General features: G+C 69.9%; 13 protein-coding genes and 1 pseudogene. 6 read left to right on the top strand and 8 right to left on the bottom strand.

From position 1 onward, the window contains the following. Nucleotides 1-54: 54 nt before the first annotated feature. From ACFU8W_RS02495 to ACFU8W_RS02485, 3 genes are all read right to left on the bottom strand, one after another. Entirely contained in the window at nucleotides 55-2,685 is a 2,631-nt protein-coding gene (locus tag ACFU8W_RS02495; RefSeq protein WP_384031517.1) for a S8 family serine peptidase, read from the bottom strand. Between the two features lie 287 nt (nucleotides 2,686-2,972). After that, the gene (locus tag ACFU8W_RS02490) at nucleotides 2,973-7,394 is read right to left on the bottom strand and encodes an AAA family ATPase (protein ID WP_384031515.1); all 4,422 of its coding nucleotides are present in this window, start codon (nucleotides 7,392-7,394) and stop codon (nucleotides 2,973-2,975) included. Further along, on the bottom strand, nucleotides 7,394-8,332 hold the full coding sequence (locus ACFU8W_RS02485; protein ID WP_384031513.1) for a hypothetical protein: 939 nt from the start codon (nucleotides 8,330-8,332) through the stop codon (nucleotides 7,394-7,396). Before ACFU8W_RS02485 ends, ACFU8W_RS02490 begins: the two co-directional genes overlap by 1 nt. Nucleotides 8,333-8,364: 32 nt before the next feature. Here ACFU8W_RS02485 and ACFU8W_RS02480 point away from each other — a divergent pair, with 32 nt between their 5' ends. Then, nucleotides 8,365-8,652: a hypothetical protein gene (locus ACFU8W_RS02480; protein ID WP_384031511.1), complete on the top strand. Its 288-nt coding sequence runs from the start codon at nucleotides 8,365-8,367 to the stop codon at nucleotides 8,650-8,652. Here ACFU8W_RS02480 and ACFU8W_RS02475 read toward each other — a convergent pair. Next, a pseudogene (locus ACFU8W_RS02475) lies at nucleotides 8,644-8,832 on the bottom strand (FAD-dependent oxidoreductase); the annotation flags it as partial. The gene ACFU8W_RS02480 and the pseudogene ACFU8W_RS02475 sit on opposite strands and share 9 nt — an antisense overlap. Before the next feature lie 229 nt (nucleotides 8,833-9,061). On the opposite strand from ACFU8W_RS02475, the gene ACFU8W_RS02470 reads away from it, so the two are divergent. The 3 genes from ACFU8W_RS02470 to ACFU8W_RS02460 all read left to right on the top strand — a co-directional run bounded on the left by ACFU8W_RS02470 (nucleotide 9,062) and on the right by ACFU8W_RS02460 (nucleotide 12,997). After that, entirely contained in the window at nucleotides 9,062-11,782 is a 2,721-nt protein-coding gene (locus ACFU8W_RS02470) for a SpoIIE family protein phosphatase (RefSeq protein WP_384031509.1), read from the top strand. A gap of 398 nt (nucleotides 11,783-12,180) precedes the next feature. Then, nucleotides 12,181-12,330, top strand: coding sequence for a hypothetical protein (locus ACFU8W_RS02465; protein ID WP_384031507.1), 150 nt, complete (start codon nucleotides 12,181-12,183; stop codon nucleotides 12,328-12,330). Between the two features lie 10 nt (nucleotides 12,331-12,340). Then, on the top strand, nucleotides 12,341-12,997 hold the full coding sequence (locus ACFU8W_RS02460; protein ID WP_345509765.1) for a CBS domain-containing protein: 657 nt from the start codon (nucleotides 12,341-12,343) through the stop codon (nucleotides 12,995-12,997). A 285-nt stretch (nucleotides 12,998-13,282) separates the two neighbouring features. Here the strand turns inward: ACFU8W_RS02460 and ACFU8W_RS02455 are convergent, their stop codons facing one another. Further along, nucleotides 13,283-14,161, bottom strand: a complete 879-nt coding sequence (locus ACFU8W_RS02455; protein WP_384031505.1) for a universal stress protein — start codon at nucleotides 14,159-14,161, stop codon at nucleotides 13,283-13,285. A 638-nt stretch (nucleotides 14,162-14,799) separates the two neighbouring features. Between ACFU8W_RS02455 and ACFU8W_RS02450 the strand changes: the two genes are divergently transcribed. Together ACFU8W_RS02450 and ACFU8W_RS02445 are read left to right on the top strand one after the other, a co-directional pair. Beyond that, complete coding sequence (locus ACFU8W_RS02450) at nucleotides 14,800-15,258, top strand: cyclic nucleotide-binding domain-containing protein (protein WP_345509763.1); 459 nt, start codon at nucleotides 14,800-14,802, stop codon at nucleotides 15,256-15,258. Between the two features lie 40 nt (nucleotides 15,259-15,298). Then, on the top strand, nucleotides 15,299-15,937 hold the full coding sequence (locus ACFU8W_RS02445; protein WP_384031502.1) for a CBS domain-containing protein: 639 nt from the start codon (nucleotides 15,299-15,301) through the stop codon (nucleotides 15,935-15,937). Between the two features lie 160 nt (nucleotides 15,938-16,097). On the opposite strand, the gene ACFU8W_RS02440 is transcribed toward ACFU8W_RS02445, so the two are convergent. The 3 genes from ACFU8W_RS02440 to mmsA are packed head-to-tail and all read right to left on the bottom strand — an operon-like array spanning nucleotide 16,098 to nucleotide 20,064. Continuing rightward, a complete protein-coding gene (locus ACFU8W_RS02440; protein WP_384031500.1) occupies nucleotides 16,098-17,252 on the bottom strand; it encodes an aldose epimerase family protein in 1,155 nt (384 codons plus the stop codon). A 23-nt stretch (nucleotides 17,253-17,275) separates the two neighbouring features. After that, a complete protein-coding gene (gene mmsB, locus ACFU8W_RS02435) occupies nucleotides 17,276-18,517 on the bottom strand; it encodes a multiple monosaccharide ABC transporter permease (RefSeq protein WP_345509760.1) in 1,242 nt (413 codons plus the stop codon). After that, complete coding sequence (mmsA, locus tag ACFU8W_RS02430; RefSeq protein WP_384031498.1) at nucleotides 18,514-20,064, bottom strand: multiple monosaccharide ABC transporter ATP-binding protein; 1,551 nt, start codon at nucleotides 20,062-20,064, stop codon at nucleotides 18,514-18,516. Before mmsA ends, mmsB begins: the two co-directional genes overlap by 4 nt. Nucleotides 20,065-20,066 lie beyond the last annotated feature (2 nt).

Genomic DNA, 20,066 nt, shown 5'->3' with positions numbered 1-20,066 from the left:
GGGCAGGTCCACCGGCTTTTCGCCGAGCCGGTGTGACGTGAGCCGGCCCTGTGGTCAGCGGACCAGGGTGACCTCCGGGGAGGTCCAGATCTGGGTGCCCGGTGACTTCTGCGGGTCGCCGAGCGCCTTGTCGAAGACGAGGCGCAGCCGATATGTACCGGCGGGCGCCGGGGTGCCGTCAGTACGCGTGGCGTCCCAGCTGTAGAACGCCATCCCGGTACCCGCGCCGGAATTGCGGGTCACCCACGACGCGTCATACGGGGTGTCGATCACCTCGTCACGGGCGTCGAGGACCTGGAGCCGCATCCGCTCCAGCAGCGGGAAGCCGTGGGACAGCATGACCCAGGCCTTGTCGTTGGCCGTGGACGCGTCGGTGAGGTCGACGGTGGTGGGCACATTCTTGCCGAAGGTGAAGTAGCCGGGACGAAGTGCCGGATTGTCCAGCGTCTTGTTGACCGAGGTGAAGGTGGGGTTGATCGCCGACACCGCGTCGAAGTCGCCCGCCATGCCCAGATACGGCACCCGGATCTCCGGAGCCGCCGAGCCGGACCGGGTGAACTCCACCCAGCCACCGAACAGGGTTCCTTCGGTGACGCCGTGCGGCTGCCTGATGTGCACGGTGACGGTACGGCTGCCGTGCGCGGCCACGGTGATGCTGTCCTGGCCGTCGACCCGGGCGTCGCCCGTGGCGTCGGTGGGCTGCCACTCGCTGGTGTACGGCGGGGCTGCGGAGACGGCGGCGCTCTGCCCGATTCGGTAGGTCACCGGGCGGGCGGTCGGATTGTGGACCGTGATCCGGCGGGTCCGCTCCCGGCCTTCGAGGTCGCCCAGGGCGAGCTCGGACGGCGTTGCCGTCACGGTGTCGCCGGAGACCGACGCCAGTGCGGCGACCGCGTCGACCCGGCCGGCGCCCTGCTGGGCGACAGGCTGTCGGCCGCGCTCGTGATCACCGGTCATGGCGAGCGGAGTGGCGGTGTTCTGCAGCGCGGTCTGCACCTGGGCCGGGGTGAGGTCCGGGCGGGCCTGGAGGAGCAGGGCGGCCACTCCTGCGACGTGCGGGGACGCCATCGAGGTGCCGGACATGACGCCGTACCAGTCCTGGGCCGGGGGAAGCGCGGAAAGGATGTACCCGCCGGGAGCGGCCACGTCCGGCTTGAACTCCAGTTCGTTGCCCGGGCCCCAGGAGGAGCCGGCGTCCATCAGCCCGGCGGCGTCGGCGGTCATCGGCGCGCCGGCGTAGGCACCCCAGGTCAGCTCGGTCCCGGCCGGAGCGGCCTTGATGCGCTCGGCGTCCCGTGCGCGGATCCCCACCACGGGGATGCCGATGGTGCCGCAGCAGGGCGAGAACGGCAGCGCATCCGGGGTGCCCGACGGGTCGTAGTGGACCGCGGCGACCGCACCCGCGGCCTCGGCGGTGCGGGCCAGGTCCATCACCCGGCAGTTGAAGACGTCGGTGCCGGTGTACGGGGCGAACAGCGCGATCTTGCCGTCGAGGCTGCCTGCGGGCAGCGGGGTGCAACTGGACGCCATGACGGCCACCGGGTGCGCGCCGGTCACGGGAGCCGCCGGTGCCCGCCCGGAGTCCAGGTACGGGACGGGGGCCGTCGAACCGTCATCGAGTGTGAAAGCGAGGAACGGGTAGCGGCTGCTGTATGTGCTGCCGACCGCGATGGCCCTGTCCGCCACTGCGGGTGCCGCGGCGTTGAACGGACCGGCGTAGCCGTTCCCGTTGGCGACGACGGCGGGAACGCCGGAGTCCACCAGATGGTTCACGGCGAGCGACAGCACGCTGCTGCTGCGGTTCCCGGTCGAGCCGAGGCTCATGTTGACGACGTCCACCCCGTCGGCGGCGGCCCGGTCGAGTGCGGCCAGGATGATGGCGTCGGTCGGGGTGTTCTTCGTACCGAACACCCGGTAGGAGCGCAGCGTGGCGTCCGGGGCGACACCCTCGATGTGCGCGTCGTCCCCGGCGACGATGCCTGCGACGTGGGTGCCGTGCCCGGCTGCCGGGCCGAACCTGTCGTCGTACGGGTCGGCGTCCTCGTCCGCGAAGTCGTAGCCGCCGACCACCTTCGCGTTGGGAAAGCCTCCGCCGCCGAGCGCCGGATGGTCGTACGCGATGCCGCTGTCGATGATGCCGACGGTGACTCCCTTGCCCGTGTAACCCAAACGATGGGCCTGCGGGACACCGGTGAGGTCCGTGGCCGTGACGATTTCACGGCCCGAGGGGGCCGCATCGCCGGACCGTGCGTCATGGCCCGCCTGGGCAACCGCCTTTGCGAGGACGTCCTTGGGCACCGGGGTGGGCCGCTCGGGCATCTCGTACGTCACCGGCTCGGCGACCTTGGCCACTCCGGGGAGTTCGGCCAGTCGGCCGGTCTGACCGGCGGGCACCTGGACGAGGAGACCGTTGACGACATTGCGGTAACGGCGTTGCACGGACAGCGCGATGCCCGCGTCGTGCGCGGCGTCGACCACAGTCCGCTGCGCATCGGAGACCGTACGGCGTGCCGCTGCCCGGTCCTTCGGGGCGGCCTGCTGCGCGGCCGGGGCGTTGTCGAGGGTGACGATGCGCGTCACCGACGGGCCGGACAGGTCGTCCGAGTCCGCGTGCGCCAGGTCACCGGGCAGGATGAGCGAGACGAGAAGCAGCGCGGACGCTGCGGATATCGAGTGTCTGTACACGACGGTCGATCAAATGCGACCGGCCCCCCAAGGGCAACAGTCACCGTGTGTCGTGTTTTCGCCATGGCGGAGAGTCGACGCCGATCATGTGGCTCACGAGCCTTCCTCGATCTCCGAGCGGCGATGCACCGGATCCGGACCGGTCCGTCGCCGTGCCCCGGCCGCTGAGGCTGCTCCGGAAGCCCGCTGAACCACCCGGTCGGGCCGCGTCCGCTGCCCCGCAATCGCACCCGGCCCGTGCCTGCGCAATCACGTCCTTGCCGCCGGCTGCGACAAGGTGGTGACGGTCACCCGGTGCGAGGCTCGGTCGAGTCGGCGCGGAAGGAGTAGACGTCCCTGTTCGCGCACAGCACGAGGCGGCCGTCGGGGGTGAATTCCAGGGCGTTGATCCTGGCCGGATCGGGCACGGTGAAGGTATCGACGGGGATGTCGGCGAGGCGGGGCGGCCATGGGTCGCCGTCGGTTTCCCAGACGGCCACCCGGCCCCCGTCGTCCCCCGTGGCCACGAGCAGACGGCCGTCGAGGAATGCGGCGGCAAGGGCCGTGACCCCGGCGGGGTGGTGCGCGACGACCGTGTCGCGCGTGCCGTCCCAGGCACGCACCGAGCCGTCGCCGAAGGCGGTGAGCGCGAGGGGGCGCCCACCGGAGCTGACGCAGGCCAGCGCTGTGGCGGGTGGCGTGCCGTGCAGGACCTGGACATCGAAGCTGTTCTCGCCGAAGGGCCGCCACAGCCGTACCGATCCGTCCGCCTGGGCGGAGACGACGGTCAGCGGACCGTCCGGCGGCGCGCAGGCCAGAGCCGTGACCGGGCCTGTGTGTCCTGGCAGGTCATACAGGCCGGTGCCGGAGACCATGTCCCACACCTGGATGCGGTGGGTGTGGTCGGCTGTGACAGCGACCGGCCGACCCTCGTGGTGGCCCACCGCGGCTGCCGTGGCCCAGCGCGGCCGGTGCCGGTCCATGGGGGTGCCGCTCGCCAGGTCCCATACCTCGGCGGGTCGGTTGACGGCGTGGGTCAGGACGAGGGTGCGGTCGTCGGCAGTGGCGGACGTGACACCCGTGAACGTGCTGACGGCATCGGTGACTTGGGGCGCGGCAGGGGCGCCGGTGTCCATGTCCCAGAGCCGTAGGGTCGTGTCGTTGCCCGCCGTCACCACCACGAGTCCGCCGCGGTGGCGTACGCAGGTGACGGCAGCGATGGCATCGGTGTGGCCGCCGCTGGGACCGCCGGGCGGCGAAGCCAGGTCCCACAGGTGCACGGACCCGTCGGCCGCGCCGGTGACGGCGGTGGCGGCGCCGCCGGAGGCGAAGGTGTGGAGCGCGGTGACGTGTCCCGTGTTCGCGGGTCTTCTCAGGGAGGTGGCGCCGATCGGTTGCCGGGGTGTGGACGAGGCGATCAGGCGACGGGTCATCAGGTCGAGCAGGTGCAGCGAGCCGTTGGCGCAGCCTAAGACAGCGGTGGGCCGCCCGCGGAGCTCGATGCAGGAGATGGTCGTGGCGGGTGACGGCGGGACGAACGCGTGCACTTCGCGTGGGCGCAGGCTGCGCAGGGACCACATGCGTACGGCGTCCCGGTCGGCGGTGACAGCGACCGGCAGCCCGTGCACGACGGCGCAGCCGACCGCGTACAACGGCGGACGGCGCGGCTGGGGGGCGGAGCTGACGGTTTCTCCGTCGGCCGGGTCCCAGAGATGCAGGCTGCCCTTGTGGTCCCCGGCGACGACCACGGCCCGCTCCAGCACCGTGGCCCGGGGCGTCGCTGTGGGGTTCGCGCCCACGATGGCGGTCGCCAGGCCGCCGGGACAGCCTTCCTGAAGGAGGAGGCGGTGCGGCAGCGGGGTCGCGTCGGCGAGGTCCCAGGCTCGAAGGACGCCGTCCTCGGCGGCGCTCACTACGACCCGGCGGCGGCGCAGGTCGAGTGGGACGAGGCCGGTCACGGGCGCCGGACGCTCGTACGCCGAGGCGGTACTGCTGGTGAGGCCGGTGGTGAGGTCATGGACACGAACGGCACCTGACGCGGTGCCGGAGACGAGGAGGTCGTGGCCGTGGAGCGTGGTGGAGGTCAGGGCCGTGACGCGTTCCGGCGCGGCGTGGATGGGCAGATCGAGCGGTCGGCCTGTCGAGATGTCCCAGGCGCGTATCTCCGGGCCGTCGGCCCCGACGACTGTGCCTCGTCCTCCGGTAGCGGCGGAGCCGACGGCGACGACGGGGCTGCCGGGGCCATCCGCGACCGGCTGAACGGACAGGGTGGCCGGGGAATGGCCGGCCGCGGCCCAGACCGGTTTCCAGCGACCGGCCCGGCCGCCGGCGTTGAGTGCGCCGAGCAGGGCGGTGTGCCGGTGGCGAGCGGCGTCGCAGCCGAGAATGTGGCGACGGTCCTCGGGACGCAGGTGCCGGTGCCGGTCCAGATGGTCACGGTAGACGGTCGCGGCCAGTCGCGCGTCCTCGGAGCGCAGCCCGCGCAGGACCGGGGCCAGCCCCTGGGGGTGTGCGTGGACCAGGAACTCGGCGTCGGTCACCAGTTCGTCGAGGGTGCCGGCCGCGGCTGCGGTCGCCGGCAGGTGGCGCAGCACGTACGGGTCGGCCTGGCGCCACAGCCGGGTGCCGTCGGCGGTGCGCGGGACGGTGCCCAGGAGCCTTCGGTACCAGTGGTCCTCCACGCCGTGGGGCGCGTCGTGGCGGAGGTCGTCGGCGAGGGCCTGGTGGTAGAGCCGGTAGACGGAACGGCCGTCCTCGTCGACGGTCTCGACGACGTACGGGCCGACGGCATCGCTGTGCAGCAGGCCGAGCAGCCGTTCGGCGGTCGGTCCCGTCCGGTGCGGAAGGGGTGCCGCGAGCGCTGCCCAGATGTGCGGCAGAGGCATGCCCTGGCCCTCGGCGTAGGCCAGGGGCAGCAGCAGATCCCGGACACGGGCGGCCTCTTGGGCGTTGAGCTGCTGGGCAAGAGCCCAGCGGAAGGCCCGGCCGATCGTGGCCGCGGGGCTGCCTGAGGGGTCGGGCGTGGGAAGGGCGTCGGAGGGGATGGCCTCGTGCGCGGCGCAGGAGGCAGTCGCGCGGGCGACGAGTCGTGCCACGAGGTAGAGGGGGTGGCTGGCGCGGGCGATGTCCGCGGCGGTGCGGGTGATATAGGCGTCGGGGAGGTCGGTGCCGCTGCCGGGACCGTGCGGGGCGCGCAGCAGCCGCTCGGAGTAGACGGCGAGGTCGCCGAGGTCCGTCCACGCGGGGGCGGAGAGGTCCATGACCTGTGCGCTGTGCGCCGTGCCGGTGACGGCGCCGACGATGTGCGGCCGGGTGCCGATCAGGAGGCGCAGCCGGGGCGATTCGTCGGCCAGACGAGCGAGGAAGCGGGCGATGCGGCGCTCCTCGTCGTAGGCGGATCCGGACTCGTCGAGCGCGTCGACGACCACGGTGGCGACGGCGTCGAGGGAGGCGAGGCGTTCGCGCAGTCCGGCCTCGGTCGGCTCCTCTGCCTCGACGGCGGTGGCGAGAGCAGCGGTGACCTGGGCGAGGGTCAGGGCGCGTGCATGCACGGCGACGGTGATGATCCCGGGCGGCAGTTCCGTGCCCGGGGAGACGGTGTCGGCCGGGATGCTGTCGCGCACGCTCGGGTCGGACCGGGCGACGAGGCGGCCGAGGACGGCGGATTTGCCGACTCCGGGCGGCCCGGTGACGACGAAGACGCGGGTCTCCTGGTCGTTCTCCCCGCGCAGCCAGCCGGCGAGCCGTCGCAGGGCGCGGGTCCGGCCGGTGAAGTAGTGGCCGACCTCCTTGACCGTCTCCCGTCCGGTGCCACGCGGGGAGAAATGCTCGACGAGGTCGGCACGGCGGCGGTGCTGTTCGGCGATTTCGCATGCGGTTCTGAGGCCGAGGCGGCGGACGAAGTGGCGCTGTTCGGCCACGTCGAAGTCGCGTCCCTCGGTGCGCAGTTGCGGTATGTAGGCAGGGTTGAGGAAGAAGCCGGTGGTGAGATCGCCATCGACGGTGTCGTCGCACAACTGGGCCCAGTCGGCGCGCTGGTCGACGCCGCGTCGCCGGAATTCCGCGTTCAGGGCGCGGACGAGTTCGGGCAGGCTGATGTGGCTGGCGCGGCGGCCGAGGCGGGCCTCGTCGGTCAGGACGTGGGCGAGTGCGGCGCTGAAGGCGCCGTCGTGGGCCTGCTCGGTGATCCGGGCGGCGCTGAGGACACCGAAGGACTGCAGGAAGCGGTGGTCGGCGCCGGGTGCGTGGGCGAGGGCGAGCTTGGACCGTACGGCGTGTGCCAGGGCGTCGACCGCGCCCTGGCCCGCATAGCAGGCGTCGAGGACGAGCAGCAGACGGCGGACGCCCTTGAGCACGGGAAGTTCCACAAGATGGTGGGCGGCCAGGGCACTGAGCCGTACTTCGGCAGGGCCCGGATCCGAGTCGGAGCACATCAAATAGTGCGCTCCGCCCTCCTCCTGGCCGTGGCCGCTGTAGTAGAGGAGAAGGGTGTCGCCGTCGCCGATGCCGTCGGTGAGCCAGCGCAGCAGGGGCCGGACGACGTCCTCGGGGGTGCGCGGGTCGAGCCTGCCGCGGGGGAAGACGGGTGCCGGTTCGTAGCCGAGGGGCGCGAGGGCGCCGAGGACGGTGGGCAGGTCCTTGGCGACGCCCGGTAGCCCGGGGAGTTCGTCGTGGGTGTAGTGCGCGGTGCCGAAGGCCAGGGCATAGCGTCGTGGTGTGGCGTCGTTCATCAGGTCTCCGCGAGGCCCGAGCCGATCGCCGCGCCCGTCTCGCGGGCAGTGAGGTGACGCAGCAGGTCGTGCACTTTCCAACCGTTGTCGACGGGGATGTCGTGGAGTGCGGGACCGTTCGGGGCGACGGCCGGCTGCGGGGCGGCAGACGCACGGCCGGTGGGGACGGGGCCGGGGCGGCGGGGGCCGAACAGCGGGGCCAGGTCCTTGACGGAGGCGACGACGTCGTGCCGGTCGGTGAGGTTGGTCCACCGCTCCAGGCCACCGGGCCACTGTCCGCGGCCCGCGGCGGGAGCGGGGCGCAGGCGGTCGAATACGAGGGAGGGCATGCCGAGCGGGGAGCCGAGGGTCACCAGGGTGCGCACGGGCCATTCGGGATGGGCGGTCAAGGCCTCGTACGCGACGACGGAACCCAGCGAGTGGCCGACGAGCACCCTGGTGTCGGGGCCGATACGGGCGCTGACAGCATCGGCTGCTCGGGCGCGCACGGCGTCGTCGGTGAAGTAGCGGCGCACTTGGCGCAGGACTCCCAGGAGGAATCGTTCGGCCACCGGACCGGGCAGGAAGGGCGAGCGCAGCAGGGTGTTCATGGCGCGCTGAAGGGTGCGCGGGGTGGGTGCCTTGGTACCGGCGGGAGACGGGCCTGTCAGCTGCGACGCGGCGGCCGCCCAGGCCTCGAGGAGGGCTTGTTCGTACGGGTCGGTCAGGTCGGCGGCGGAGCGCGGTGCGGGTGGCTCGCCCTTGGTACCGGGGGCGCGGAAGACGTCTCCGTAGAAGGCGACGTCGATGTCGTGGGGGGCCGGGGTGCGGCCGGTGATGTCGCCGGCGGCGACGGCCAGCTCGACTCCGTCGGCGAGCGCGGCGGCGACGGGTTCGCGCAGGGTCCGTCGTCCGAGGTACTGCTGCCCCACTCCGTGAACCACTACTACCTGCGCCACGCGCCCCCCTCGTTCCCCTCAAGTTGTGGCCCATGATTCCGCAGGAAGGCCGTACGGCGCACCGGTTGAGGCGTTTCGGTGTCGCGATGGCCGAGGCGCGCGTCCGCCACGCGCACCCCGCGTCGCCGCTGTTCGCGCCGCAGGGCGATGAGCCGTGCACCGAGGGCGGCCTTGGGAGCGCCGTATTCGGCCATGTCGCCCTGCGGGGCGGCGGCCACGGCACCGGTGGAACCCGACGAGGACTCCGCCGCGTGCTGGAGTGGCTGGGCAGCCCGCAGCTGCGTCTGTCCACCATTCGGAGTGCGCCCGGGTCAGCGTAAGCCCGTGCCTCCCGCGAGGTCGGCAAGGACCTGTCGGGCGGCCCGTGCGCCGGACACGAGCGCGCCCTGTACGGAACCGGTCGCCCTGTGGTCGCCGCACACGTACCGGCCCCGCGCGAGGCGCGTCGTGCGGCTGAGCGGCCACGGTGGCGGCATGGCCGGCAACGCGCCGTCGACGGTGTACGTGTCGCGCGTGCCCGTCGGGTCCGCGGGAGCCCACCCGGTGGCGCACGATGGAAGCAGAGCCCGAGCCAGATCTCGTCACCGCCGACCGGAGTGTCTCCACATGTCCCGTACATCGCATGGCATCCACTGTGCGAAGCCGAGGCTGTGTTGCATCGATCGACGGAAAGTAGACGATAGGTTACCCAATGGGCATACATAGCTAGAAAGTGTTAGGAATGTCGACATGGTCGACCATTCCGACCGATCCCGGAGCGGATCGGCTCGGTCACTGAGTGGCAAAGGACCGCGAAGCGTAGCCGGGCAGGTGTTCATCCTGCAGGCGGTGGTCATTGTCCTGCTTGTGGCGGGCGCGGTAGTGGCACTGGTTCTCCAGTCGTTCCATGATGCCGAGACGGAGGCGGAGCGCCGCTCGGTGGCTGCGGCAGAGACTTTCGCGCACTCGCCGGGGATTGTGCAGGCGATCCAGTCTCCCGATCCCTCCAAAGTGCTGCAGCCGCTCACCGAGGTGGCGCGGAAACTGGCCGGCGTCGACTTCATCGTGGTGACGGACGCACATGGGACTCGTTACACACACCCTCGTCCGGAGCTCATCGGAAAGCAGTTCGTCGGCACCATCAAGCCTGCGCTGGCGGGCCACGTCCACGTGGAGAACGTCCAGGGGCCCCTTGGCCATGAAGTCCAGGCGATTGTCCCCGTCAACGCCCCCGACAAGACCGTCGTGGGCCTGGTGGCGGCCGGTCTCAAGGTCGAGAACATCTCCAACGCGGTCGACAAGCAGCTGATGTTCATCTTCGTCAGCGGGGCCGCCGCGCTCGGCCTGGCCACGGGCGGGGCGGCCCTGGTGGCCAAGCGGCTGCGAAGGCAGACCCACGGGCTCGATCCCGCCCAGATGACCCGCATGTACGAGCACCATGACGCGGTGCTCCACGCCGTCCGGGAAGGGGTGCTCATCGTCGGACACGACGGTCGGCTGCTGCTGGCGAACGACGAGGCCGAACGGCTTCTCGATCTGCCGCCCGACGCCCTGGGTCGCCCCGTCAAGGAACTGAAGAGCCTCGACCCGGCCACGGCGGAGCTGCTTGTCTCCGGTCGCGTGGCCACGGACGAGATGTACTTGGCCGGGGATCGCATGCTGGTGGTGAACCAGCGGCGCACCGCCCGTAACGGAAGCCCCCTGGGAACGGTGGCGACCCTCCGCGACTCCACCCAGCTCCTGGCACTGACGGGCAAGGTGGAAACGACGAACGAACGCCTCAGGCTGCTGTACGACGCGGGGGTGGGCATCGGCACCACCCTGGACGTGACGCGCACGGCCGAGGAACTGGCCGAGACGGCCGTACCCCGGTTCGCGGACTTCGTCACGGTCGACCTCGCCGCCCCCGTCCTGCACGGGGAGGAGCCGACCGGCACGGCTGTCGGCCTGCGCCGCACCGCCGTCAGCGGCATCCGGGACGACCACCCCCTCTACCCGTGCGGCGCGCTCATCACCTTTCTTCCCTCCACGCCTCAGGCACGCGGATTCGCCACCGGCCGGTCGGTGGTGGTGCGCGATCTGTCCTCCGCACCCGAATGGCGTGCTCAGGACCCGGAGCGGACAGGCAACGTCGTCGACTACGGAATCCACTCACTCCTCACGACGCCGCTGCAGGCGCGGGGCGTGGTTCTGGGCCTGGCCAACTTCTGGCGCTCACGGGAGGCCGGAGCGTTCGACGAGGAGGACCGGTCGCTCGCCGAGGAACTGGTCGCCCGTGCCGCGGTCAGCATCGACAACGCACGCCGGTACACCCGCGAACACGCCCTCGCGGTGATGTTGCAACGCAGCCTGCTGCCGCGCGCTCTGCCTGAACAGAACGCCCTGGATGTCGCCCACCGCTATCTGCCCGCACAGTCCGGGGTCAGCGGTGACTGGTTCGATGTGATTCCGCTGTCGGGCAACCGTGTCGCGTTGGTCGTCGGCGACGTCGTCGGCCACGGGCTGCACGCCGCCGCCACCATGGGACGGCTACGTACCGCGGTGCACAACTTCTCCACGCTCGATCTGCCGCCCGATGAACTCCTCGGCCACCTCGACGACCTCGTGGACCGCATCGACAAGGAAGAGGGGAGCGCGGACGTCGGTGCAGGCATCGTGGGAGCCACGTGCCTGTACGCGATCTACGATCCGGTCGCCCGGCACTGCACCATGGCCCGCGCCGGACATCATCTCCCGGCGCTGGTCCACCCCGACGGCAGCGTGGAGTTCCCCGAGCTTCCTGCCGGGCCGCCGCTGGGGCTCGGCGGCATGCCGTTCAAGACCGCCGAACTGGATCTGGCCGTCGGTGCCCAGCTGGTCCTCTACACCGACGGGCTGATCGAGGACCGCACCCGGGACATCGATGTGGGGATGGAGCTGCTCCGCCGGGCCCTCGCCCATCCCGGCCGCTCGCCGGAACAGCACTGCCGGGCGGTGCTCGACGCGCTCCTTCCCACCCAGGCCAAGGACGACGTAGCACTGCTCATCGCCCGCACCCGCGCGCTTTCCGCCGACCAGATTGCCGAATGGGACGTTCCGCTCGACCCCGCCGCCGTAGCCCGGATACGCGCCGCCGTCGCGGAGAAGCTCGACGACTGGGGCCTGGCGGAACTGGCGTTCACCACCGAGTTGATTCTCAGCGAGCTGATCACCAACGCCATCCGCCACGCGTCGGCGCCGGTCCGGGTGCGGCTCCTGCGTGACCGCAACCTGATCTGCGAGGTATCCGACGGCAGCAGCACCTCACCCCATCTGAGGTACGCGGCCACCACGGACGAGGGAGGCCGCGGACTGTTCCTCGTCTCGCAGATCGCCGCGCACTGGGGCACGCGGTACACCCACGAAGGCAAGGTCATCTGGGCGCAGCAGCCGCTGCCTCGATCCGCCCGGGGCGCGAACGGCACGAACCCGTCGCCGGCTTCGTCGTCCTGATCACCGCACGCGGCGGACCCGGCCACCGGCCTGCCGTCGACCGGCGTGCACCGCCCCAGGGCCTCTCGGGTGAAAGTGCCTGACCCCAACGCTCCCGCGCCCCCGCGCGATCGAACACTTGTGCCGGTCCGTCGACGGGGTCGTCAGCGTCGACCCGTCCCTCGGCCACACCCACGGCGACCTGGTGCTTCGACCGGAAGGGTTCACTTTCCCGGCAAACCTTTCCGATCGCAGCACTGTCGGCGGATCCTGACATCCCAGCGATCGTGGCCACCGGTGAGCCGCCGCTCCACGCGAGGGCGGAAAGAGCCCATCCGCTTCTCGCGGATCCCGATTGTGCGGTGCACGGCCGCCAGCCGCTTCTCCGCATCCTGGTGCGGACTCTTTCCGTCAATTTCATGAAAGCACCCCGGGGGGCAGGCCACCACCGCCCGGCCGGCCTCGTCCGGGTGTGCCGGAGCGTCGACGGAGTGGTGAACGTGGCCAATCGGCTCACGTACGAGCAGGACGACATGTCGGTCGACGCCCAGGAAGCCGCAGAGCGATAGGAGTGGACGGGTGAGACATCGAGACATTGGCGAGCTGATGACCCGCGAGGTCGTGACGGTCCCGGGGAATGCGGCGTTCAAGGACATCGTGCGCACGCTCACTGAGCACCAGGTGTCGGCCGTCGCGGTCGTCGACGCCGTGGGGCACCCGCTCGGAGTGGTTTCGGAAGGCGACCTTCTTCCGAAGTCCGCCGATCAGGGGGACTTCCTGCGGTCCCTTCCGGCTCCCGAGCCGCGTGAGCGGGAGAAGGCGGAGGGCACACGGGCCGAGGAACTGATGTCGGCGCCCGCCGTGTGCGCCAGGGCGGACTGGACCGTGGCCGAGGCGGCCCGGCTCATGGAGGCACAGAGCGTCAGACGATTGCTGGTCGTGGACGAGGCGGACACATTGGTGGGCATCGTCAGTCGGCGCGATCTGCTGAAGATCTTCCTCCGCGACGACGAGACCATCCGCCACGAGATCACCGGCGACGTACTCGACCTGACCTTGCACCAGGACCCCGGCGCCATCACCGTCGAAGTGACCGACGGCCGTGTCGAACTGAACGGCTCGGTGCGGTTCAAAAGCCTGATCCCGGTGATCGAACGGTTGTGCCGCACGGTCGACGGAGTGGTTCACGTGGCGCAGCACCTCGGATACGCCGTCGACGACGCATCCCTCCCCTGACGCACGGCGTTCTCGCGGCACCGGCGGTCCGCGGCCGCTGCCCCGGATCGCGCTGGTCCCGGAATACACGCGCGAATCAACCAGAGCGCACGAGAGCCCTTCCGATGCCTCGACCTGGGCACCGGCCGCCCCCGGTGTCCTCGGTCTGCCCGCCGCCGCGGCGCTCGGGCCCGCCACGCACTACGCCGATCCGGCCGGTCCGCGCGTGCTCCCCTGCGGCGTGCTTCGCGGCGCAGGGCACGCCTGCCTCCCACCGTCCGTCCACCTCCTCGACTCGACGGTGGTTCATGGACGGTGGGGTACCACTGCGACAGGACAGCTGGAGTGATGGAGCGCCGTGTGGGCCGTCCGGCCGACTTGCAGACCCATGTGCCCCTTGCGCCGCGATGCACCCACGACAAGGAGGTCGGCGGCGGCGGAGCGCCGGACGAGAACTTGGTGGGCCGGCCCCTCGACAGTGGAGCGGGATACGACAACGGCCGGGTTCTCCTCGATCGAGGCCTCAAGCGCTTGGTCAAGCTCTGTCGCCGCCCGCATCTCCCAGGTGAGGGCAGGCGGAGAGTCCTTGGCGCGCGGCAGGCCGACCGCTTCGGACGCGGGGCAACGCCAGGCGCGCACTGCGTCGATCTCACAGTGCCGGGTGGCAGCCTCACGGAAGGCGAACCTCACGGCAGCCAACCCGTGGGCCACGTCCGCGACGCCGAGCAGGATGCGGCCGTGTGCTCCGGCTGTTCCTGCCGCGTCGCCGCGTACCACGATGACAGGACACTGGGCCCGGGACGCCAGGGCCAGACTCACCGAACCCAACAGGAGCTCCTTGAGCTGGCCCCGGCCCCTGGAGCCGACGACCAGCATCGCAGCCTCGCGCGCCTCGTCGAGCAGCGCGTTGACCGTGTCCTCCGCCAGAACCTCGGTGGTGATCTTCAGATCCGGATTACGCATGCCTGCGCGCGTGACCGCGCCGGCCACGATGGTGTCGGCCAGAATCTGCTCGGAGGGGCGCTCGACCCCCCGATGCAGACCTGCCCCTTCGTAGCGCTCCCATCGGGAGGCGTAGACCACTCTCAGAGGAAGACCGTGACGGGCTGCCTCCTCCACGGCCCAGTCGACCGCCCGCAAGCTCGAATCCGATCCGTCCACGCCCACGACCAGGGGCTGCTCCATGGTCCCCATCGCCTCTCGTCCCGTTTTGTCGTCAGATGCCCACGTCGCCACCGTGCCATCCCCCTGAACTTCCCAGGAGGGATGATCAGGACCCGATCCTGAACATTCGACCTAATATTCGTAATAAACGGTGCGATCGATATATACCCCTCAGGAGGACCTGACGTATGTGTTCGGTGTGGATCCATCCCGCTGCCCCGGCTCCTGTACGTTGCTGACTCTCCCCCGCCGCCTCGGGTCCCGCCGTGCAGCGCGGCGGGACGACGACCCGAATGCCCTGCCCGCTCCCTCAGCAGGGCGCAGACTCCTCATGCGGGCAGTCGGCGGCCCGCGCCGGCGACCACCGGAGCCCGGCTCGCATGTAGGGCCGATTGGTCCCCAGGTCTCCCCCGTAGAGCCCCTGGGGACCACAGATCTTTCGGCGCAGGCTGTTCTCAGTTCCGCCGGAGGAAGCAATATGACGGCAACCGGGTCTCGACGGCCGCCTCGGCGCGCGGATGGCACGACCCTGTGGATCCCCACTGGTGGGACCCACACGCAGTACAAGGACGCACAGTGCCAAGAGGAGCACGGCTCCGGCTCAGGCACTGCCGACAACGATCTCAAGATCCGTGCCGCCCTGTGGAGGAGACCAGATCATGACCACTCCAACCGTCCGGTCGCTGGGCACCAAGCATCGAGACCGACTCATGCAGTTCGCCCGGGAAGTGTCATTCCCGGAGGGGACACGCATCTTTGAGGAGGGGCAGAGGGCCGACCACTTCTGGATTGTGCGGACCGGCACCGTCAGCCTCGACTTTCGCATGCCGAAAGGACCGCCGGCGGTCATCGAGTCACTCGGGCACGGAGAGCTGATCGGCTGGTCATGGTTGTTCAGCCCTTATGTGTGGCAGCTGGGAGCCGAGGCGATGACGCATGTGCGCGCCTACGAACTCGATGCCGCGCAGGTGCGCCACGCCTGCGACTTGGATCCGGAACTGGCCGCCGCCGTGGCCCTGTGGGTCGGCCGGGTGATAGCCCACCGACTTCAGTCCGCCAGGGCCCGTCTGCTGGACCTGTACGCACCGCACGGAAGTGGGCTGCCCCATGTCACCTGATCCCCCGTCCCGGCCGGACGGGCCCGGTGAGGAGATCACCATGCCTCATTCACCGCACACGGTCAGCGATGTCATGACCCACACCGCCATCGCGGTGGGAGGACAGGCCAGTTACAAGCAGATCGTCGAGCTGATGAAAGAGTGGAAGGTGAGCGCCCTTCCCGTACTCGAGGGCGAGGGACGAGTGATCGGCGTGGTCTCGGAGGCCGATCTGCTCCCCAAGGAGGAGTCCCGGACCGACGACCCGACCCGGCCGGAGCTTCCTCTGACCGACCGGGTGAAGGCGGGCGCCGTGAGCGCAAAGGAGCTGATGTCGAGCCCGGCAGTGACCGTCCATCCTGACGCCCCCATAGCAGAGGCGGCACGGATCATGGCCCAGCGCCACCTGAAGCGGCTGCCGGTGGTCGACGCGGCCGGACTGCTGGAGGGAATCGTCAGCCGCAGTGATCTGTTGAAGGTCTTTCTCCGTTCGGACGAAGACCTTGCCGACGAGATCCGCCGCACCGTCACAGACTTGTCCCACCCCGGAGGAGCGGTGACCGTATCCGTCGTGGACGGAGTGGTCACGCTCGGAGGCTCGGTACACGACCGGACGCTCATCCCGTTGCTGGCCCGAGCCATCCGAGCGGTCGAGGGCGTTGTGGACATCCACCTGGACCTGAACCGGACCACGGGTTAGAGGCTGTTTTTCGCCGGCGCCGGTGGGCTCGCGCGTTGCGACAACCAGTCGCGTGGAGCCCGTCGCCGAGAGGCGACCGCCCTTCGCGAGCCACCCCGTGCAGTCATGGCTGCGCCCCGCAGGGTCAAGGCCTGCGGGGCGCAGCGGATCAGGGCAGCCCTCAGTGGGCCGAGAATGTGTGGACCGTGCTCGTGCGGTACGTCCGGCCCGGGCGCAGCACCGTCGAGGGCCAGGACGGCTGGTTCGGGGAGTCCGGGAAGTGCTGGGTCTCCAGGCACATGCCGTCGCCCTGCCGGTAGATCTTCCCCGAGGTGCCGACCGATGTGCCGTCCAGGAAGTTGCCGGAGTAGAACTGCAACCCCGGCTCGGTCGTGGACAGCCTCACCGTCCGGCCCGATGACGGGTCGCTCAGCGTCGCGATGTGCTCGGGCTCCGCGGTGACCCCCTTGTCCAGAACCCAGTTGTGGTCGATGCCCTGGCCGTACAGCAGTTGCTGGTTGCCGACCCGGATGTCCTCGCCCACCGTCTTGGCCCGGCGGAAGTCGAAGGGCGTCCCGGCGACCTTCGCCAGTTCGCCGGTCGGGATGAGTCCGGAGTCGACGGGCGTGTAGCGGGAGGCTGCGACGGCGAGTTCGTGGTCGTACATGGTGCCGCTGCCCTCGCCGGCGAGGTTCCAGTAGATGTGGTTGGTGAGGTTGACGACCGTCGGCTTGTCGGTCGTCGCCTCGTAGTCGATGTGCCAGTCGCCGCGCGCGGTGAGGGCGTACGTCACCTTCGTCCTGAGCGTGCCGGGGTAGCCCATCTCGCCGTCGATGCTGGTGTAGTGCAGGTGGAGGCCGACGCCCGTGGAGTCCCGGAACGGCTCGACGTCCCAGACCCGCGTGTTGAAGCCCTTGGCGCCACCGTGCAGGCTGTTTTCGCCGTTGTTGACCGAGAGCTGGTAAGTGGTTCCGTCCAGGGTGAAGCGGCCCTTGGCGATACGGTTTCCGTAGCGGCCGATCAGTGCGCCGAAGAAGGTGGTGCCGGCGACGTACGACTCGATGTTGTCGTAGCCGAGGGAGACGTTGGCACGCCGACCGTGACGGTCGGGGATCTCCAGGGACTGGATGATCCCGCCGTAGGACAGGACCTTCATCCGGGTCCCGCCGTTCTCCAGCGTCCATCGGTACACCTTCGTACCGTCGGCGAGTCTGCCGAAGAGCTCCTTCACCGGCACTCCGTGCTCGCCTGCCGCGTGGGCCGTTCCGACCGACGTGCTCGCTGCCAGCCCGGCGGCCGCGGCCGCCGCCATCACCGTGCGTCTGCTCGTGTCCATGCCGTGCGGCTCCTTCTGAGAAGTTACGAACCGACCTTGCGCTTGTTCCACACGTCGAAGCCGACCGCCGCCAGCAGCACCAGGCCCTTGATGACCTGCTGCCAGTCCGAGCCGACCCCGACGAGGTTCATGCCGTTGTTGAGCACGCCCAGCACCAGCCCGCCGATGATCGCGCCCAGCACGGTGCCGACGCCGCCGCTCATGGACGCACCGCCGATGAACGAGGCCGCGATCGCCTCCAGTTCGAAGTTGATGCCGGCCTTGGGGGAGGCGGCGTTGAAGCGGGCTGCGAAGACCAGGCCGGCCAGGGCGGCCATCATTCCCATGTTCAGGAAGACCAGGAAGACGACCTTCCTGTCCTTGACACCGGACAGCTTGGCCGCCGGGAGGTTGCCACCGATCGCGTACACATGACGGCCGATGATCGCGTTGCGCATCACATAGCCGAAGCCGACGACCAGGACACCGAGGATCAACAGCACCACCGGTGCGCCGTTGTAGCTGGCCAGCAGCATGGTGACGGTGAGGACCGCGGCGATCAGCGCGGTCAGCTTGAGGGCGAACAGCTTGGCGGGCAGGACATCCAGCGCGAACTCCTGCTGCCGCTTGCGGTCGCGTACCTCCTGGTAGACCACGAAGGCGATCAGCGCGAGCCCCAGCAGCAGGGTGAGGTTGTGGTAGTTGGTGTCCGGTCCGACCGCGGGAAGGAAGCCGTTGGCGACCGTCTGCAGGCCGTCCGGGAACGGGCCGACCGTCTGGCCCTTCAGGAAGATCTCCGTCAGACCTCGGAAGAGGAGCATTCCGGCGAGGGTGACGATGAACGACGGTATGCCCAGATACGCGATCAAGTAGCCCTGCATCGCTCCTGCGACGGCACCGAGCAGCAGCACCAGGACCACGGCCAGCGGCCAGGCCATCTTGTGGTCGACCATCAACACCGCGGCCGCCGCTCCGACGAAAGCCGTGAGCGAGCCGACCGAGAGGTCGATGTGGCCGGCGATGATGACGAGCATCATGCCGATCGCGAGGATCAGGATGTAGCTGTTCTGCAGCACCAGGTTGGAGACGTTGCGCGGCAGCAGCAGGTCGCCGCTGGTCCAGACGGCGAACAGGACGACGATCAGGCCCAGGGCGATGAGCATGCCGTACTGGCGCATATTGCGGCGCAGCCCGTCCAGCATCAGCTGCAGGAGACTGTCCCCGGCCTTGTCCTTGCCGCCGGACGGGGCCGCCGTCGGGGTCTTGGCGGTCAGATTCGCGCTCATCGCTCTTCCCTCTTGTCCTTGGTCATCTGGCGCATCAGCACTTCCTGAGTGGCCTCGGCCCGAGCGACTTCTCCGGTGAGCCGGCCGGCGGCCATCGTGTAGATGCGGTCGCACATACCGAGCAGTTCGGGGAGCTCGGAGGAGATGAAGACGACCGCCTTGCCCTCGGCGGCCAGCCTGTCGATCACGGTGTAGATCTCGTATTTGGCGCCCACGTCGATACCCCGGGTCGGCTCGTCCAGGATCAGCACATCGGGCCCCGCGAAGATCCACTTACTGAGGACGACCTTCTGCTGATTGCCGCCGGACAGCCTGCCGACCCGTTCGAAGACGTTCGGCGCCTTGATGTTCATGCTCGTGCGGAAGCCCTCGGCGACCTTGCGCTCCCCGTGCTCGTCGACGATCCCGCGGCCGGCAACCTTGGGCAGGGCGCTCAGAGTGATGTTGCGGGTGATGGTGTCGATGAGGTTGAGCCCGTAGTGCTTGCGGTCCTCGGTGACGTACGCGATGCCGTGCGCGACCGCCTCGGGGACGGTTTTCGTACGGATCTCCTTGCCGTCCTTGAGGACGGTGCCGCCCGCGTAACGCCCGTACGTACGGCCGAACACGCTCATCGCGAGCTCGGTGCGGCCCGCGCCCATCAGGCCCGCGATGCCGACGATCTCGCCCCGCCGCACCTGGATCGACACCGAGTCGACGACCTTGCGCTGCTGGTCGATCGGGTGGCGTACGGTCCAGTCGCGGATCTCCAGCGCCGGGGCACTGCCCGCCTCCGCCTCGTGCGGGGTGCGCTCGGGGAAGCGGTGTTCTAGGTCGCGACCGACCATGCCGTTGATGATCCGCTCCTCGGTGGTCTGAGCGGCCTTCACGTCCAGGGTCTCGATGGAGCGGCCGTCGCGGAGGATGGTCACCGAGTCGGCGACGCGCTCGATCTCGTTGAGCTTGTGCGAGATGATGATCGAGGTGATGCCCTGGGTCTTCAACTCCAGGATGAGATCGAGGAGTTTGCCGCTGTCCTCGTCGTTGAGCGCGGCCGTCGGCTCGTCGAGGATCAGCAGCTTTACCTCCTTGGAGAGCGCCTTGGCGATCTCCACGAGCTGCTGCTTGCCGACACCGATGTCCGCGACCCGGGTCTCCGGGTGATCGCCCAGACCGACCCGCCTCAGCAGCTCGGTGGCGTGCCGCAGGGTGTCGCGCCAGCTGATCACGCCGTGCTTGGCATGCTCGTTGCCGAGGAAGATGTTCTCCGCGAGGGAGAGGTAGGGCACGAGGGCGAGCTCCTGGTGGATGATCACGATGCCGCGCTGTTCGCTCGCCCTGATGTCCTTGAAGTGGCAGGGCTCGCCCTGGAAGAGGATCTCCCCTTCGTAACTCCCGTGCGGGTGCACGCCGGAGAGGACCTTCATGAGGGTCGACTTGCCGGCGCCGTTCTCCCCGCAGATGGCGTGGACCTCGCCCTGGCGAACGGTCAGGGAGACGTCGGAGAGCGCCTTGACGCCGGGAAAGGTCTTGACGATCGAGCGCATGTCCAGGACGGGTCCCGCCATGG

The sequence above is a fragment of the Streptomyces sp. NPDC057565 genome (assembly GCF_042801455.1).
Classification (GTDB): domain Bacteria; phylum Actinomycetota; class Actinomycetes; order Streptomycetales; family Streptomycetaceae; genus Streptomyces; species Streptomyces yanii.
The sequence above is the reverse complement of the archived record's forward strand: the minus strand, read 5'-3'. Positions and strand labels throughout refer to the sequence as shown.

What these genes read in the sequence shown, in the direction of transcription:
- ACFU8W_RS02490 (WP_384031515.1), bottom strand. Translation starts at nt 7,394, where the DNA reads ATGAACGACGCCACACCACGACGCTATGCCCTGGCCTTCGGCACCGCG.
- ACFU8W_RS02480 (WP_384031511.1), top strand. Translation starts at nt 8,365, where the DNA reads ATGATTCCGCAGGAAGGCCGTACGGCGCACCGGTTGAGGCGTTTCGGT.
- ACFU8W_RS02470 (WP_384031509.1), top strand. Translation starts at nt 9,062, where the DNA reads ATGGTCGACCATTCCGACCGATCCCGGAGCGGATCGGCTCGGTCACTG.
- ACFU8W_RS02465 (WP_384031507.1), top strand. Translation starts at nt 12,181, where the DNA reads ATGAAAGCACCCCGGGGGGCAGGCCACCACCGCCCGGCCGGCCTCGTC.
- ACFU8W_RS02455 (WP_384031505.1), bottom strand. Translation starts at nt 14,161, where the DNA reads ATGGAGCAGCCCCTGGTCGTGGGCGTGGACGGATCGGATTCGAGCTTG.
- ACFU8W_RS02450 (WP_345509763.1), top strand. Translation starts at nt 14,800, where the DNA reads ATGACCACTCCAACCGTCCGGTCGCTGGGCACCAAGCATCGAGACCGA.
- ACFU8W_RS02445 (WP_384031502.1), top strand. Translation starts at nt 15,299, where the DNA reads ATGCCTCATTCACCGCACACGGTCAGCGATGTCATGACCCACACCGCC.
- ACFU8W_RS02440 (WP_384031500.1), bottom strand. Translation starts at nt 17,252, where the DNA reads ATGGACACGAGCAGACGCACGGTGATGGCGGCGGCCGCGGCCGCCGGG.
- mmsB (WP_345509760.1), bottom strand. Translation starts at nt 18,517, where the DNA reads ATGAGCGCGAATCTGACCGCCAAGACCCCGACGGCGGCCCCGTCCGGC.
- mmsA (WP_384031498.1), bottom strand. Translation starts at nt 20,064, where the DNA reads ATGGCGGGACCCGTCCTGGACATGCGCTCGATCGTCAAGACCTTTCCC.